This window comes from Streptomyces bambusae (genome assembly GCF_020532645.1).
Lineage (GTDB): Bacteria > Actinomycetota > Actinomycetes > Streptomycetales > Streptomycetaceae > Streptomyces > Streptomyces bambusae.
The window spans coordinates 47,019-61,358 of record NZ_JAJAUZ010000046.1 but is presented as its reverse complement, the minus strand read 5'-3'; the positions used below and the strand labels follow the sequence as shown (position 1 = coordinate 61,358).

The 14,340-nt window shown below is 74.6% G+C and carries 12 protein-coding genes; 4 read left to right on the top strand and 8 right to left on the bottom strand.

Going from position 1 to position 14,340, the window contains the following annotated elements:
* Positions 1-125: 125 nt before the first annotated feature.
* The 4 genes from LG634_RS27030 to LG634_RS27015 form a co-directional block, all read right to left on the bottom strand.
* Entirely contained in the window at positions 126-1,490 is a 1,365-nt protein-coding gene (locus LG634_RS27030) for a M1 family metallopeptidase (RefSeq protein WP_226737258.1), read from the bottom strand.
* A gap of 38 nt (positions 1,491-1,528) precedes the next feature.
* Positions 1,529-5,563 (bottom strand): Pls/PosA family non-ribosomal peptide synthetase, encoded by a 4,035-nt coding sequence (locus LG634_RS27025; RefSeq protein ID WP_226737246.1) that lies wholly within the window; start codon positions 5,561-5,563, stop codon positions 1,529-1,531.
* A gap of 159 nt (positions 5,564-5,722) precedes the next feature.
* A complete protein-coding gene (locus LG634_RS27020) occupies positions 5,723-5,878 on the bottom strand; it encodes a DUF6131 family protein (RefSeq protein ID WP_226737244.1) in 156 nt (51 codons plus the stop codon).
* Positions 5,879-5,995: 117 nt separating this feature from the next.
* A complete protein-coding gene (locus tag LG634_RS27015) occupies positions 5,996-7,480 on the bottom strand; it encodes a tetratricopeptide repeat protein (protein ID WP_226737241.1) in 1,485 nt (494 codons plus the stop codon).
* 243 nt (positions 7,481-7,723) lie between these two features.
* On the opposite strand from LG634_RS27015, the gene LG634_RS27010 reads away from it, so the two are divergent.
* From LG634_RS27010 to LG634_RS27000, 3 genes are all read left to right on the top strand, one after another.
* Positions 7,724-9,007, top strand: a complete 1,284-nt coding sequence (locus LG634_RS27010; RefSeq protein ID WP_226737240.1) for a phage baseplate protein — start codon at positions 7,724-7,726, stop codon at positions 9,005-9,007.
* Between the two features lie 82 nt (positions 9,008-9,089).
* Positions 9,090-9,539, top strand: a complete 450-nt coding sequence (locus LG634_RS27005) for a hypothetical protein (protein WP_226737238.1) — start codon at positions 9,090-9,092, stop codon at positions 9,537-9,539.
* Positions 9,540-9,719: 180 nt separating this feature from the next.
* Complete coding sequence (locus LG634_RS27000) at positions 9,720-10,460, top strand: class I SAM-dependent methyltransferase (RefSeq protein ID WP_226737237.1); 741 nt, start codon at positions 9,720-9,722, stop codon at positions 10,458-10,460.
* 57 nt (positions 10,461-10,517) lie between these two features.
* Here LG634_RS27000 and LG634_RS26995 read toward each other — a convergent pair whose 3' ends face one another.
* Positions 10,518-11,417: a LysR family transcriptional regulator gene (locus LG634_RS26995; protein ID WP_226737235.1), complete on the bottom strand. Its 900-nt coding sequence runs from the start codon at positions 11,415-11,417 to the stop codon at positions 10,518-10,520.
* Between the two features lie 94 nt (positions 11,418-11,511).
* Here LG634_RS26995 and LG634_RS26990 point away from each other — a divergent pair, with 94 nt between their 5' ends.
* Positions 11,512-12,459: a DMT family transporter gene (locus LG634_RS26990; protein WP_226737233.1), complete on the top strand. Its 948-nt coding sequence runs from the start codon at positions 11,512-11,514 to the stop codon at positions 12,457-12,459.
* A gap of 15 nt (positions 12,460-12,474) precedes the next feature.
* Here the strand turns inward: LG634_RS26990 and LG634_RS26985 are convergent, their stop codons facing one another.
* The 3 genes from LG634_RS26985 to LG634_RS26975 form a co-directional block, all read right to left on the bottom strand.
* Positions 12,475-12,795, bottom strand: a complete 321-nt coding sequence (locus LG634_RS26985; RefSeq protein ID WP_226737231.1) for a hypothetical protein — start codon at positions 12,793-12,795, stop codon at positions 12,475-12,477.
* A gap of 79 nt (positions 12,796-12,874) precedes the next feature.
* The gene (locus tag LG634_RS26980; RefSeq protein ID WP_226737230.1) at positions 12,875-13,801 is read right to left on the bottom strand and encodes a virginiamycin B lyase family protein; all 927 of its coding nucleotides are present in this window, start codon (positions 13,799-13,801) and stop codon (positions 12,875-12,877) included.
* A gap of 194 nt (positions 13,802-13,995) precedes the next feature.
* Complete coding sequence (locus tag LG634_RS26975) at positions 13,996-14,229, bottom strand: hypothetical protein (RefSeq protein WP_226737228.1); 234 nt, start codon at positions 14,227-14,229, stop codon at positions 13,996-13,998.
* Positions 14,230-14,340: the final 111 nt, after the last annotated feature.

The following is a 14,340-nucleotide window of genomic DNA, read 5'->3' as shown; positions in this document are numbered from 1 at the left end:
CCGCCGGGGTGCTCCGGGCCCGATCCGGCACCCGAATCGAAGGGAACCGGGCATTTCGGACTGCATTCCTGCACCTCCGCCTCTGCCGGCAGGACCGCCACCGGTGAGGCGGGGACCGCCACCGGTCAGGCGGGGACCGGCAGCGGGGGCAGGGCCGGCCGGTGGAGCCAGGCCGTGAGGAGGCCGTCGACGGGGGTGGCGGCGTAGCGGGCCGCGTGGGCGGCGAAGGCGGCCGTCGTGACCACGCCGTGCCGGTTGGCGACCGCCCAGTCCCGCAGCATCGGGAAGAACGCGTCGTCGCCGAGGGCACAGCGCAGGGCGTGCACGGTCAGGCCGCCGCGCTCGTAGAGGCGGTCGTCGAACATGAGCTTGCGGCCGGGGTCCGCGAGGCGCAGGTCCTGCGGGAGGGCGGCCAGCAGGCGGTGGGCGGTGGCGGCGTGCTCGTGGGCGGGGCGGCCGCCGGAACGTTCCGACCAGAGCCATTCGGCGTACTTGGCGAAGCCCTCGTTGAGCCAGATGTGCCGCCAGTCGGCGATGGTGACGCTGTTCCCGAACCACTGGTGGGCCAGCTCGTGGGCGATCAGCCGCTCGGAGCCGCGGACGCCGTCGACGTGGTTGGTGCCGAACTGGGACAGGCCCTGGGCCTCGACCGGCACGTCGAGTTCCTCGTCCGCGACGACCACCGCGTACTCGCCGAACGGGTAGGGCCCGAACAGTTCCTCGAACAGCCGCATCATCGCGGGCTGCCGGGCGAAGTCCCGCGAGAACTGCGGCAGCAGGTGCGTGGGCACGTACGCGCTCTGCCGCACGCCGTCCAGGCCGGGGTCGCCGAGCAGCACGGTCTGGTACAGGCCGATGGACAGGCCGACGAGGTAGCTGGAGGTGGGGGCGGGCTGCTCGTACACCCAGGTGGTGGTGCTGGCCCGGGTGGTCCGGGTCAGCAGCCGGCCGCCGCCGACCACGGTGTACGGGGACGGCGTGTTGACCGAGATCTGGTACGAGGCCTTGTCGGCGGGCCGGTCGTTGCACGGGTACCAGGAGGGCGCGCCGACCGGCTGGCTGGCGACGAGCGCGCCGTCGGTGAGTTCCTCCCAGCCGAGACCGCCCCAGGGGCTGCGGACCGGTCTGGGGTTGCCGGACCAGTGGACCTCGACGGTGAACGCGGCCCCGGCGGGCAGCGGCTTGGCGGGGCGGAGCCGGAGCCGGCCGCCGCGGTGGGTGTAGTGGGGGGCGCGGCCGTCGACGAGGACCCGGCCGACCTTGAACTCGGCGAGGTTGAGGAAGAACTCGGTGAGCGGGGCCCGGCCCGCTATGGCGCTGAGCCGGGCGGTGCCCGCGAGCCGGTTGGGGCCGGGGCGGTATTCCAGGGCGAGTTCGTACCGGTTGACGCGGTAGCGGGGGTCGCCGTTGTCCGGGAAGTACGGGTCCGCCGCCGGACCGGTCCGGCCGTCGGGCGGGTTCTGGCCGCCCGTCCTGGTGTGGCCGCCCATCGCCACCGCCCTTCCCCGTGCCGTGCTCGTGCCGTCCGTCAAAGCCGCCATGCCTCGATCGGATTGCCCAGCCAGCGGGTGTCGGCCGGGACGGATTCCCCGGCCATCACGAGGGAGGCGGGGCCCAGGGTGCTGCGGGCCCCGATCGCACTGCCGGGCAGCACGATTCCGCCCGGTCCGAGGGTGGCGCCCGCACCGAGGTCCACAGTATCCGTCCGCAAGATCCGGTCGTGGAAGAGGTGGGTCTGTACGACACAGCCGCGGTTCACGCTCGCGCCCTCGCCGAGGGCGACCAGGTCGGGTTCGGGCAGCCAGTGGCTCTCGCACCAGACGCCGCGGCCGATCCGGGCGCCCTGCGCGCGCAGCCACAGCGACATCAGCGGGGTGCCGGGGACGGCGCCGACCAGCCAGGGCACGGCCAGCATCTCGACGAAGGTGTCGGCGAGCTCGTTGCGCCAGACGAACCCGCTCCACAGCGGGTGCTCGCCGGTCCGGTGCCGGCCCACGAGGAGCCATTTGGCGGCCACGGCGATGAGGCAGGCGGCCGTGCCGGCGGCGAGCAGCACCGGGCCGGACAGGAGGGCGCCGGCGGCCGGGCCGAGGGCGGGGATGCCGGGGAGGCCGCCGCCCGTGGTGTCGGAGGCGGTCAGGGCGCAGAGGGCGGCTGCGGTGAGGAGGGCGAGGGCCACCGAGCAGAACACCGGGACCAGCCGGCACAGCTCGACCAGGCCGCGCGCCCACAGCAGCCGGGCGGGCGGGTCGTACGTCCGGCCGTGGTCGGCGGCGGCTGCGGCGCGGGGCAGCCGGACCGGCGGCAGGCCCAGGTAGGAGCTGCCCTTCTTGGCCTTCTTCGGGGTGGCGGACAGGACGCCGACGAGTCCGTCGTCGGGCACGCTGCGGCCCGGTGCGGTCATGCCGGAGTTGCCGAGGAAGGCGCGGCGGCCGATTTCGGAGCGGCCGATGCGCATCCAGCCGCCGCCCAGCTCGTAGGGGGCGGTGAGGGTGTCGTCGGCGAGGAAGGCGCCGTCGCCGACGGTGGTGAGGCTCGGCAGGGCGAGGACGGTGGACACCTCGGCGCCGCGTCCGATGCGCATGCCGAGCAGCCGCAGCCAGACGGGGGTGACCAGGCCGGCGTACAGCGGGAAGAGGGTGCCGCGGGCCAGGTCCATCAGCTGGGTGACGGTCCAGGCCTGCCAGCCGGTGCGGCTGTGGGTGGGGTGGCTGCCGGTGCGCAGGCCGATGCCGAGCAGCCGTACGGCCGCGAGCACCAGCAGCGCGTACGCCGTCCCGAAGGCGAGAGCAGCGGGCACAAGGGAGAGCAGTGCTCCGCGCAGGGCGGTGCCGAGCCCGGCGCCGGGCGGTACGAACAGGCCGGTCACCACGAGGGCGGGCACGGCGGCGAGGGCGGGCAGCGCGGTCAGGCACAGGCCGGTCGCCCCGTACATGGCGCTCCAGCGGCGGGGCCGCGGCGGGCGTTCGCGGGGCCAGTCGTGCTTGGCCTTGCCGGTCTTGGCGGCGGGTGCCCCGGCCCACCGCTGCCCGGTGGGGATCTGCCCGGCGACGGCGGACCCGGGTGCGACCTCGGCGCGCTTGCCGACCCGTGCTCCGGGGAACAGCATGCTGCGGGTGCCGACCACCGCGCCGGCGCCGACCTTGACGGTGCCGATCTCCAGCCGGTCCCCGTCGAGCCAGTAGCCGGCGAGGTCGACCTCGGATTCCACGGCGCAGCCGCGCCCCAGTTTCAGCAGGCCGGTGACCGGCGGCAGGGCGTGCAGGTCGACGTCGCGGCCGACCTTGGCGCCCAGGGCGCGGGCGTAGCGCTCCAGCCAGGCGCCGGTGAGCACGGTCGCGCCGGCGCATTCGGCCAGCCGCTCGGCGGTCCACAGCCGCAGGTGGACCGAGCCGCCGCGCGGGTGGCGGCCGGGTGTCACGCCGCGCAGCAGCAGCCGGGCGCCGCCGGCGGCGAGCGCGAGGCGGCCGGGCGGGGTGAAGAAGAGCAGCAGCCCGGCGGCGACCGCCCACCAGGGGGCGGCCGGCGCCCACGGGTAGCGGCCGAGGTGGTGCAGCACGGTGCCGAGGGCGAGCACGGCGGTGGTCCAGCGCAGGCCGACCAGGGTGAACAGCGGCAGGAGCAGCAGCACCTGTACGGCCTGGGCGCGCACCGGCACGGGTGCGACGGTGCGGGCCGCTTCGTCGCCGTGGACGGACTTCTCCAGGTGGCGGGCCAGCTTGCGCAGGGTCGGCTGCTGGTAGATGTCGAGCACGGCCGCGCTCGGGTAGCGGGTGCGCAGCCGGGTGGTGAGGCGGGCGGCGGCGAGGCTGCTGCCGCCGATGGCGAAGAAGTCGTCGCCGGCGCCGGTGACGCTCACGCCGAGGGTCTCCCGCCACTGCTCGGCGAGCCAGGCCTCGGTGCCGTACAGCTGCTCGGCGGGGCCGGTGGACTCCAGCTCGGGCAGGGGCCAGGGCAGGGCGTCGCGGTCGACCTTGCCGGAGGTGCGGGTCGGCAGGGCGGGGACCTCGGCGAGCAGCGGCACGAGGGCGGCCGGCAGCTCGGTGCGCAGGCGCTGCACGGCCGCGGACCGGTCCCAGCCGTCCTGGGTGACGAGGTAGCCGACGAGCAGCTGGTTGCCGCTGCGGGCGGTGCGGACGGCGGCGGCTGCGCCGGCGACGCCGGGCAGGGCCTGGAGGGCGGCGTCGACCTCGCCCAGTTCGATGCGGCGGCCGCCCAGCTTGATCTGCTCGTCTCCGCGGCCGAGGAACACCAGCCCTTCGGGTTCGGCGCGGACCAGGTCGCCGCTGCGGTAGGCGCGCGCCCAGCCGAGGGAGTCCAGCGGGGCGTACTTCTCGGCGTCCTTCGCCGGGTCGAGGTAGCGGGCCAGGCCGGCGCCGCCGATGACCAGCTCGCCGCTGCCGCCCATCGGCACGGGTTCGCCGGACTCGTCGACGACGGCCAGCTCCCATCCGTTCAGCGGCAGCCCGATGCGGACCGGGTCCGTGCCGGTCATCAGCGCGGCGCAGGCGACGACGGTGGCCTCGGTGGGGCCGTACGTGTTCCAGACCTCGCGGCCCTCGGTGACCAGGCGGCCGGCCAGCTCGGGCGGGCAGGCCTCGCCGCCGAAGATCAGCAGCCGGACGTCGTCCAGGGCCTCCTGTTCCCAGAGCGCGGCGAGCGTCGGCACGGTGGACACCACCGTGATCTCCTGCTCCACCAGCCACGGCCCGAGGTCGGCGCCGCTGCGCACGAGGGAGCGGGGTACGGGCACCAGGCAGGCGCCGTGCCGCCAGGCCAGCCACATCTCCTCGCAGGAGGCGTCGAAGGCAACGGACAGCCCGGCCATCACCCGGTCGCCGGGGCCGATCGGGTCGTCGGCGAGGAAGAGGGCGGCCTCGGCGTCGACGAACGCGGCCGCACTGCGGTGGGTGACGGCGACGCCCTTGGGGGTGCCGGTGGAACCGGAGGTGAAGATGATCCACGCGTCGTGGTGCGGGGTGGGGCGGGTGGCGGGCCGCCCGTCCGACTGCGTCGCCCGTGGCCCGGCTTCGGTCGCTTCGGTCGCTTCGGTCGCTGCCGCGGGTGCGGCTGCGGGTGGGGCTGCGGCTGCGGCTGCGGCTGCGGTGGCCGGGGTGGCTCCGGCCGCGCCGTCGCGGACCTCGATCCGCCGCTCCGCGCCCAGGACCGCCCGTACCTGCGCCTCGCCGAAGACCAGGTCGGCCCGTTCGTCCGGGTCCTCCGCGTCGACGGGTACGTAGGCCGCGCCCGCGGCGAGGACCGCCAGGATCGAGGCGTACAGCTCGTTGGTGCCCGAGGGCACGCGGACGCCGACCCGGTCGCCGGCCCGTACCCCGGCGGCCGCCAGCGCCCGCCGCCGGCGTTCGACCTCGGCGGCCAGCGCACGGTAGGTCAGCCGCCGGGCGCCGTCGTCGAGGGCCGGTTCGTCGGGGTGCGCGCGTACGGAGGCGTCCAGGATGTCCAGCAGGGTGCGCGGCGGGGCGGCCGGGCCCGCGGAGAAGCGGGCGGCCTTGGCCGGCTCGTCGAGCAGGGTCGGGTCTGTGCGCTCAGGTGTGGCTGCCATCGCCCCTCGCGTCTCGTTCCCGGACGGATCCGGTCCGCCGACGGAGACCGGGTACGCCCGGTTTGTTCCGATACGACGGAGAACAGCCCGCCAGCATAGTGCCGACGGGCCGCTCCACTCCGCGAAAGACGTGCGCGTGGCCGGAAAAGCCACCAGCGACTACCAGTAGTGACTGCGGCCGCCCACGCCATGTCCGACTGCGCCCAGGATCCAGAGCACCGCCCCCACCACCAGCAGGACGATTCCGATGGTCCAGAGGATGGAGATTCCGGTCAGGAATCCGATCAGCAGGAGGATGAGTCCGATGAGAATCATTGCGCCCTCGGTCCTGTCGACGGGCCGGCGGAACGGCTGATCCGCCGGCGTGCTGCAGACCGCGTGTACCCCGGATTTCCGGTTCCAGCCGTGCCGATCCGCCGCGGAACCGCACGGCTACGCTCCGGGACCGGTCACCCCCGGCCGCAGGGCGGCGGCCGCCGCCGCGGCGGCGGTCCGGGCGTGCTCGCGGGCCGTACCGGCGACGGCGGTGTCGCCCAGCGCGTCGGCGAGGCGGGCGCGCGCCGTCCAGTTGTACGAGCTGTCGGGGCGGAGCCCGGCCCGCTCGCTGAGCAGGACCCGCGCCAGGTCGTGGCGCCGGCAGCCGAGCGCGGAGTCCAGCAGCGTCCGCTGGAGGGCGTCGCGCTGGGCGTGGCTGCCGCCGAACTCGTGGAACCTGCGGCGCAGCGGCCACAGCAGCGCCACCACGGCGGGATGGTCGCCACGGGCGTGCGCGAGCAGCGCCTCGCAGGCGGGCAGCCCGATGTCGGCGGTCATCCCCCGGTTGGTGACCGCACCGGACCCGGAACCGGGCTCGGAACCGGGCTCGGAACCGGACGCTGGCCCGTGCTCGGACAGCCACCGCCGCCGGTCGGCGATCAGCCGCTCCGCCTCGCGGAACCGGCCGGCTCCGGCGTAGGACATGACGGCGTGCACGTCGTTGAACGCGTAGTACGGCGGATCCGCGCGCGCGGCCCATGCGTCGGCCAGCGCCTCCCAGCGGGCCGTCGGCTGCGCTCCGGCGAGCCGGATCCGCCACAACAGGGCGGCTGCGTCGAGGAGTTCCATCGCGAGCCCGGCCGATCCCCCGTGGTGCAGGGAGGCGTCGTAGACGGCGAGCGCGGTGTCGGTGTCGTCGGCTTCCAGGGCGTACAGGGCGTAGTGCCACCAGGTGTGCACGTCGAGGTAGTTGTCCTGGGCCCAGGAGGGCCGCCGGGCGTCGAGGTAGCGGATGCCTTCGGCCACCCGTCCCTGCATCTCGTACGTGTGGACCACGGCGTGGATGGCCCAGACGTCGCGCGGGTTCTGCTCGACCGCGGCGAGCCCGGCTTCCTCGGACTGGCGGTAGTGCCCCGACTCCTCCAGCCCGAAGGCGTACATGCCGAGCAGCAGGCTGCGGTGCGGGTCGGCGGTGTCCCAGGCGGAGAGGGCGCCGCCGATGCGGTCGCGCAGGCGTACGGCGTCACCGGTGAAGAAGTCCAGCTGGTGGCCGACGGCGAGGGCGAGGGCATCCCTCGGATGCGTCAGGGACAGCTCCTCCAGCAGGTCGGCGGCTCCCTTCAGGTCCCCTGCCAGCCAGGCGCCGGCGGCCGCGAGGTGGATGCGCTCGCGTGCGGGCAGGGAGGCGGCGTCCACGCCGGCGGTGTACCGCTCGAACCGTTGCCTGGCCGCGGCGGCCTCGCCGGGCTCGGTGCCCAGGACGCCCAGGTAGGCGGCGAAGGACTGGGCGAGCGGCGAGGCCGGGCCGCTGAGCAGGGCGTCGCCTACGGCCCGTTCCATCGCGGGGTCGAAGTGGAGCAGCGCCTCGACGGCGCGGTCCAGGTGGGCAGCCGTCTCCCGGCTGCACTCGTGCATCGGGTTGCCGTACCGGTCCTCGACCATCTGAGATCACCTCGGTGCGCGTGCGTACGGGACGTGGCGGCGCGCGCGGCGGCACCGCTCCCCCATGAAGCCATCGCCGTGGGCCGGCGCGCCATCCCCACTCCGGGTGGCAGCGGTTCCCCGTGGACGACGACCCCGGAGGGAGAGCTTCCGGAAGCGGCTGCCACACTGGCCCCGGTCAGGGCCGGTACGGCCGGCGGATGCCGGCGGGGCGGCGAACGGAACGGGTACGAGGGGGCACGGATGGCCGTCGCCGTCGACGGGCAGATCGACATCGCCGGACCGGTGGGCAAACTCCTCCACCGGCGGCCGCTGCAGAACACCACGGTGATGCAGTCCTTCGGCATCGACCCCGTGACCGGTGAGGTATTCGTCCTCCAGGTCGTGGAGGGCGGCCTCCGGCTGGCGGGCGAGTCCACCGCCCCGACCGGCGCGCAGCGGCGGTACGCGGGCGACCTGTGCGTGACCCGGCTCAGTGCGGCGGGTGCGATCACCGGGCACATGTACCTGCGGGGCTTCGGGCACGGCGTGTCGATGGGCGTGGAACACCACGACGGGGTGTCCCGGCTGTGGACGGAGACGGACTCCCTGCCGATGGGATCCGGTGTTCCGGAGGAGGAGAAGGAGGGCTACGGCACGGCCGTCACCCACTTCGAGTTCCGCAACGGCACCGTCGTCGACCGGGGTTCGGCGCTGCTGGCCGCGCCGTACCGGCCGGTGGCCGGGGCGACCAACGTGACCTGCACGATCGACCCCACCACGAACCGGGTGATCGTCCGCTTCAAGAGCGGCAGCATGACGTTCGAGTCGTACGACCTGGACCGGGCCCGGGCCGGCGACTGGGTGCCGCTGGCCCGGATCACCCAGCCCGACGCGCACGGCGTCTTCCAGGGGTACGCCTCGCTCGGCGGCGTCCTCTACATGCTGGCCGGCCAGGCGTACTCGGCGACGGTCGCACCGCCCGGGAACACCTGGCTGACGGCCGTCGACTGGGCCACCGGCGCCGTCCTCGACCAGCAGTTCGTCTCGGCGGCGCCGGGACTGGAGCTGCGCGAGCCCGAGGGGATGGCCGTGTCGGTGCGCAGCGGGGTGCCGCACGTCCACTTCGGGTTCGCCGGCGAGGAGCCGGGCCCGCGGACCTGCACCGTCCTGTCGCTGTCCGGGGCACCGGAGGTCGACGGGGTGAAGGTGCTGGCCGACTGGCAGCCGATCCCGCTCGCGAGCGGGGTGGCCGCCGACGTCCGCGCCCCGCAGGGCCGGCTCGTCAGCATCGCGGGCACTACGGTGCTCCAGCTCAGCGGCGGGGTGAAGGGGACCTTCGACTCCGACGTCCGGCTCGGCACGCTGCCCGACGCGCTCGCGCCGAGCATGGCGGCCCAGGGCAGCGTGCCGCGCAACAACAGTGCCGGGGTGTGCACCGCGCGCGCCGAGGCCAACTCCGCCCGGGAGCTGTGGCTTTACGGCGGGCGCACGACGAATCCGGTCACGTGGGCCCAGCTGGACAACTTCAGCGTGGTGTGGCGCTGAGCGGATACCGCTCCGGCTGCTCCGCTTCCCTTCCGCTTGCCTTCTTCTTCCGTTCCGTACGCCGTCAAGGAGACCGAGACCCATGTCCACCGACCGCCGCCGCATCCTGGGTGCGGTGCTCGCGCTGCCCGCCACGCTGACCGCCGCCCAGGTGGTGGCCGCCGCCCCCGCCGTCGCCGCCGGCGGAATCGAGGCCCAGCCCTGGGCCGACCTGGTGCTGGAGCCCGGCGTCACCGCGCAGCCGGGGGCGACCCCGCAGGTCAGGCTGATCACCATCGCCGACACGGTGTTCCTCCAGGCCCGCGGCTCGGTGACCTGCAGCCTGGCCGCCGACACGAAGATCGCCACCCTGCCGCCCGGCCTGCGCCCCACCGGTCTGGTCCGCGCCACCGCCCCGCGCAACAACAGCCAGAGCATCAACGCCTGCCGGGTCGAGATGAACACCGCCGGATCGCTGACCGTTTACGGCGGCAACTCCGGAAACCCGATCACCTGGGTCCAGTTCGACTCCGTCCAGACGATCTGGCGCTGATGCCGGCCGGCCGCCCCGGCGAACCGGGGCGGCCGTTCGTGGGGATCTCCGTACATCGAGGGGTGCCGCTTTTCGGATCTTCCGCCAGTACGAAGTCCGCTCGCCACCGGATGAGACTTCGAGGCAGGGGCCGCGGCTCATTCCGGGAGCCGACGCCACGAATCGAGGGGAAACACCACGATGAGTGGTCAGTTGTACGACGGCATCGGTGAAGCTTTCGAAGGCTTCAAGACCCTGCCCGTCATCCGCTACGCCGAGGTGCCGGGCTTCCTCGCCCTGGTCGGCGACGTCACGGGCAGGTCAGTGCTGGACATCGCATGCGGAACCGGCTTCTACAGCCGCGAGTTGAAGCGCCGCGGCGCGTCCCGCGTGCTCGGTTTCGACATCTCCGGCGCGATGGTCGACGCGGCCGCCGCCCTGGAGCAGGCGGAGCCGCTCGGCATCGACTACGAGGTCGCCGACACCGCCACGCTGCGCACCTTCGACGAGCCGTTCGACGTCGCGGTGGCGGTCCAGGCGTTCAACTACGCGAACGACGTGGCCGAGATCGAGCGGATGATGCACAACATCCGGCGCAGCCTCAAGCCGGGCGGCTCGTTCTGCCTCTTCGTGCAGAGCCCGGACTTCGACTTCACCGGCCCGTCGCTGTCCAAGTACGGGTTCCTGTGCGAGTCGACCGGCAAGGACAACGAGATAGGCCGGGGGATCCGGCTCACCGCCCTGCTGGATCCGCCGGTTTCCTTCGAGGCCACCGTGCCGTCGAGGGAGACGTACGAGAAGACGCTGACGGCGGCCGGGTTCTCGGCGGTCGAATGGGTCCGGCTGGACGTGTCGGACGCCGGTGTGCAGGAGTTCGGCGCGGAGTACTGGGCGGACTATGCGGCGAACCGTCCGCTGACCATGATCCGCTGTACCGCCTGAGGTGCGGACTCCGGTGCCCGCCTTGCCCGTTGGGGCGGGGCGGGCACTAGTGGCTCACTACGGGCTCCTGATCTCCGCGGCGGCGCTCTGGAGGCGGGTGAGGACGGTCTGCACGGCCGTGCGGGCGGTGCGTTCGGGCCGGTGGAGCGCGTCGATGTGGCGCCGCGCGTGCACGCCGGTCAGGGGCCGCAGCACCACGTGGGGGTGGCGGCGGGCGGTCCAGCGGGGCATCAGTGCGATCCCGCCGCCGGCGGCGACGAGTTCGGCGGCGACCGTGAACTCGTTGATGCGGTGCGCCAGTCGCAGGCGCCGGCCGGCCGTGGCGGCGATCGCCTCGATGGTCGCCATCAGCGGGAACCCGTCGTGGGTGGTGATCCACGGCTCGTCGGCGACGTCGGCTGCCGTCAGTTCCGCCGTGGCGGCCAGGGGGTGCCCGGCGGGCAGGGCGACGTCCAGGGGCTCGTACAGTAGGGGCGTCACCGTCACGGACGGAGGCCAGGGCGGCGCGTGGTCGAGCCGGTGCGCGAGGACGATGTCGTACGAGCGGGTCAGGCGCGGGAAGTCGGCCTGGGCGACGTCCTCGTCGGCGAGTGCGAGGCGGGGTGCGCCGGGTCCGGTGAGCGCGGTCAGCAGGCGGGGGCCGAAGGTCGCGGCGGCGCTGTGGAAGGCGGCCACCGAGACCGGGCCGCCGCTCTCGCCGAGGAACTCGTCGATGCTGCGGCGGGCCCGGGCCAGTGCGGTCTCGACCTCGACCGCGGCCCCGGCGAGCGCCCGCCCCGCCGGGGTGAGCACCAGCCGCCGGCCGTCGCGCTCGGTCAGCGGCACGGGGATGGCGCGCTGCAGCAGGCGCAGCTGCTGGGAGATCGCCGAGGGGGTGACCCGCAGCGCCTCGGCGGCCGCCGTGACGCTGCCCAGTTCGCCCAGCTCCCGCAGGACCCTCAGCTGCCTCTCGTCCATCGGCGCAGTATAGGCGTATGTTGTAGCGCTGCTAAAAGATCCTTTGAGAAGTTGGTTCTTGGCTTCAATGTGCTGGTCCGGCACGGTGGACCGCATGCCCGATACTCGTCGCACCGATCTGGTGCTGCTGCTCGTCGCCCTCGTCTGGGGTTCCAGCTACCTCACGGCGAAGTCCGCCACCGACGCTCTTCCCGTACTGGTGGTGCTCTTCGCCCGCTACCTGATCTCCGCGCTGGCGATGGTCCCGCCGGTGCTGGCGGCGGCCCGGCGGGGGCGCGAGCGGTGGACGCGGGAGGAGGTGCGGGTCGGGTCGGTGCTGGGCGTGACCCAGGCCGCGGTGCTGGTGCTGGAGACGTACGGCGTGGCACGGACCAGCGCGGCGAACGCGGGGCTGCTGATCAGCCTGACCCTGGTGATCACTCCGCTGCTGGACCGGACGGGCGGCCGGGGCGGGGTACCGCCGCGCTTCTACCTCGCCGCGGGGATGTGCGTCGCGGCGGTCGCCCTGCTGACCGCCGGCCACGGGCTGCGGGCGCCGGGAACGGGCGATGCGCTGATCCTGGCGGCGGCCGTGGTCCGGGCCGGGCACGTGGTGCTCGTGGGACGGCTCACCGCGGGCCGTTCGCTGCGGGCGCTGCAGCTGACGTCGGTGCAGATGGCCGTCGGGGCGGTGCTGTGCGCGGTGCCCGCCGCCGGCGGCCTGCCGACGCTGGCCCACGCGTCGGCCGGCACATGGGGCCAACTGGTCTATCTGGCCCTGTTCTGCAGCGTGTTCGCGTTCCTCGCCCAGACCTGGGCCATCCAGCGCACCTCCCCCGGACGCGCCAGCCTCCTCCTGGGCACCGAGCCGGTCTGGGCGGCGGCCATCGGCATCGGCCTGGCCGGCGAACACCTCACCCTCGCGGCCGCCCTGGGCGCCGCCCTGATGGTCGCCGGCACGTACTGGGGCCAGGCCATCGAACGCGCCCACCGGACGGCCGGCTCCGTGAGGGAACCGGCCGGCGGCCGCCCTCCGAAGCGGTTGACGGGCACGCCCGCCTGACCCGGCCGGCGGGTGTCACGCCTCCGCCTGCCAGAGGCGTATGACGGCCACGGCGAGCCCGGCGTGCGCGAGGACCAGGAGCAGCCAGGCAACGGGCCCGCCCATCCGCCGGCGGCCACGGGCCAGCAGCCGCCACTCGTACACGGTGGCGCCGACGCCGACGGCCATCAGCGGCACCCACAGCAGGGCCCACCACGACCAGGCACTCCCATAGCGGAGCACGGCGCACGCTGCTCCGAACAGGCCGAGGACCACGTCCCATCCGGGCTTCTCGGCGGCGTCCGGTGCCGGGGGCGGGGGCGGGGTGTTCTCGGAGGTGTCTTCGGAAGTCTTCACCGTGCCCATCCTCGCAGCCCCGCCCGCGCAGTTGGCGCCCGGCCCGGCCCACTCGGGCACCGGGCCGACACCGACGGGGCTACGCGACCCGGGCGGTGCGGGGCGGGAGGGTGAGGCCGGTGGGGGTGTTGAGGCCGGTGGAGTCCACGGTGGACTGGGGTGCGCCCGGCGGGAGGCGCAGGACCCGGTTGTTGAAGGCGTCGGCGACGAAGAGCGTGCCGTACTGGTCGAGGGCGAGGCCGAGGGGACTGCTCAGGCCCGTGAAGGGGACGGTGCTCTGGCGGCCGGTCCGGGCGGCGATCCGCACGACGCGGTCGTTGCCGCTGTCGGACACGTAGAGGTCGCCGGCGGCGCTCAGGGCCAGCCCGGTCGGCTGGGAGAGACCGGTGAGGGGGACGGTGGTCTGCCCGCCGCCGTCGGCCGGCACCCTGACGACGCGGTCGTTGACGAAGTCGGACACGTAGAGGTCCCCGCCGGGCGCCAGGGCCAGGCCCCAGGGGTGCAGCAGCCCGGCGGTCGGGACGGTGGTCTGCCCGCTCCCGTCGGCGGCGACCTTCACGACGCGGTCGTTGAAGCTGTCGGCGACGTAGAGGTTCCCGGCGGCGTCCACGGCGAGGCCGAGGGGGCGCGACAGCCCGTCGGTCGCGACCGTGCTCTGCCCGCTCCCGTCCGGGCGCAGCCGTACCACGCGGTTGTTGCCGGTGTCGGCGACGTAGAGCCGCCCCGCCCGGTCCCATGCCAGTCCGGTCGGGCGCACCAGGCCGTCTGCGGGCAGCAGGCCCTGGGAGCCGCGGCCCAGCGGCAGGGTCACGACGCGGTTGTTGCCGTAGTCGGACACGTAGAGCACGGACGCGCGCGCCGGCGGGCGTACGTCGTCCCGCTCGGCGGCGTCCACGGCGGGCGCGGTGACCGCGCAGAGGAGCAGCAGCGCAGCGAAGGCCCCGAAGCGGCGGTGCTTCAGGCGCGGCTCGCGCCGTCGTGACGGTCCGCTCGTCCGGCGTTCCACGATCCACCCGCCTCTTCCGCGCGGCGCCGGCCACCCGTCGTGCCGGTCTGCTCCCCGCAGACCCTAGGCAGCGGTCCCGGACGCCGCGCGAGCCACGCCCGTGAGGCGGCCACGGGCCACTCCGATGCCGGTCGGCTCCGCCGGCGCCGGCGCGGTCCGCGGATCTCCGCTCCGCCCGGCGGGAGGGGACGGACTCAGGCGGGGGTGGGGCGGTCGGCGACGAGGCGGGTCAGGTGGGATTCGCGGAGGACCTCCCAGGGGGTGCAGTCCTCGGCGGGCGGGAGGCCGTTGGCGGCGATGTCCTCCAGGACGGCGGCGAAGCGGTCCGCGTCGGCCCGGGTCTTGGCCGCGAACGCACGCAGGCCGTCGGCGGCGGCGGGGTCCAGCTGGTGCCGGGCGGTGGCGGCGGGGGCCGGCTGTGCGCTCATCGAGGGCTCCGGGGGCAGGACGGGCGTGTCCTCCCACGGTATCGCCGCCGCCCGGACGGCGGGAGCGGTCGCGGAAACCGCACCGCCCCCGCTCCCGCCGCCCGCGGCCCA

Bases quoted from the DNA above. Each gene is read 5' to 3' on its own strand.
- LG634_RS27015 (WP_226737241.1), bottom strand. From the start codon at position 7,480: ATGGTCGAGGACCGGTACGGCAACCCGATGCACGAGTGCAGCCGGGAG.
- LG634_RS27010 (WP_226737240.1), top strand. From the start codon at position 7,724: ATGGCCGTCGCCGTCGACGGGCAGATCGACATCGCCGGACCGGTGGGC.
- LG634_RS27025 (WP_226737246.1), bottom strand. From the start codon at position 5,563: ATGGCAGCCACACCTGAGCGCACAGACCCGACCCTGCTCGACGAGCCG.
- LG634_RS26995 (WP_226737235.1), bottom strand. From the start codon at position 11,417: ATGGACGAGAGGCAGCTGAGGGTCCTGCGGGAGCTGGGCGAACTGGGC.
- LG634_RS27030 (WP_226737258.1), bottom strand. From the start codon at position 1,490: ATGGGCGGCCACACCAGGACGGGCGGCCAGAACCCGCCCGACGGCCGG.
- LG634_RS27020 (WP_226737244.1), bottom strand. From the start codon at position 5,878: ATGATTCTCATCGGACTCATCCTCCTGCTGATCGGATTCCTGACCGGA.
- LG634_RS27000 (WP_226737237.1), top strand. From the start codon at position 9,720: ATGAGTGGTCAGTTGTACGACGGCATCGGTGAAGCTTTCGAAGGCTTC.
- LG634_RS26975 (WP_226737228.1), bottom strand. From the start codon at position 14,229: ATGAGCGCACAGCCGGCCCCCGCCGCCACCGCCCGGCACCAGCTGGAC.
- LG634_RS26990 (WP_226737233.1), top strand. From the start codon at position 11,512: ATGCCCGATACTCGTCGCACCGATCTGGTGCTGCTGCTCGTCGCCCTC.
- LG634_RS27005 (WP_226737238.1), top strand. From the start codon at position 9,090: ATGTCCACCGACCGCCGCCGCATCCTGGGTGCGGTGCTCGCGCTGCCC.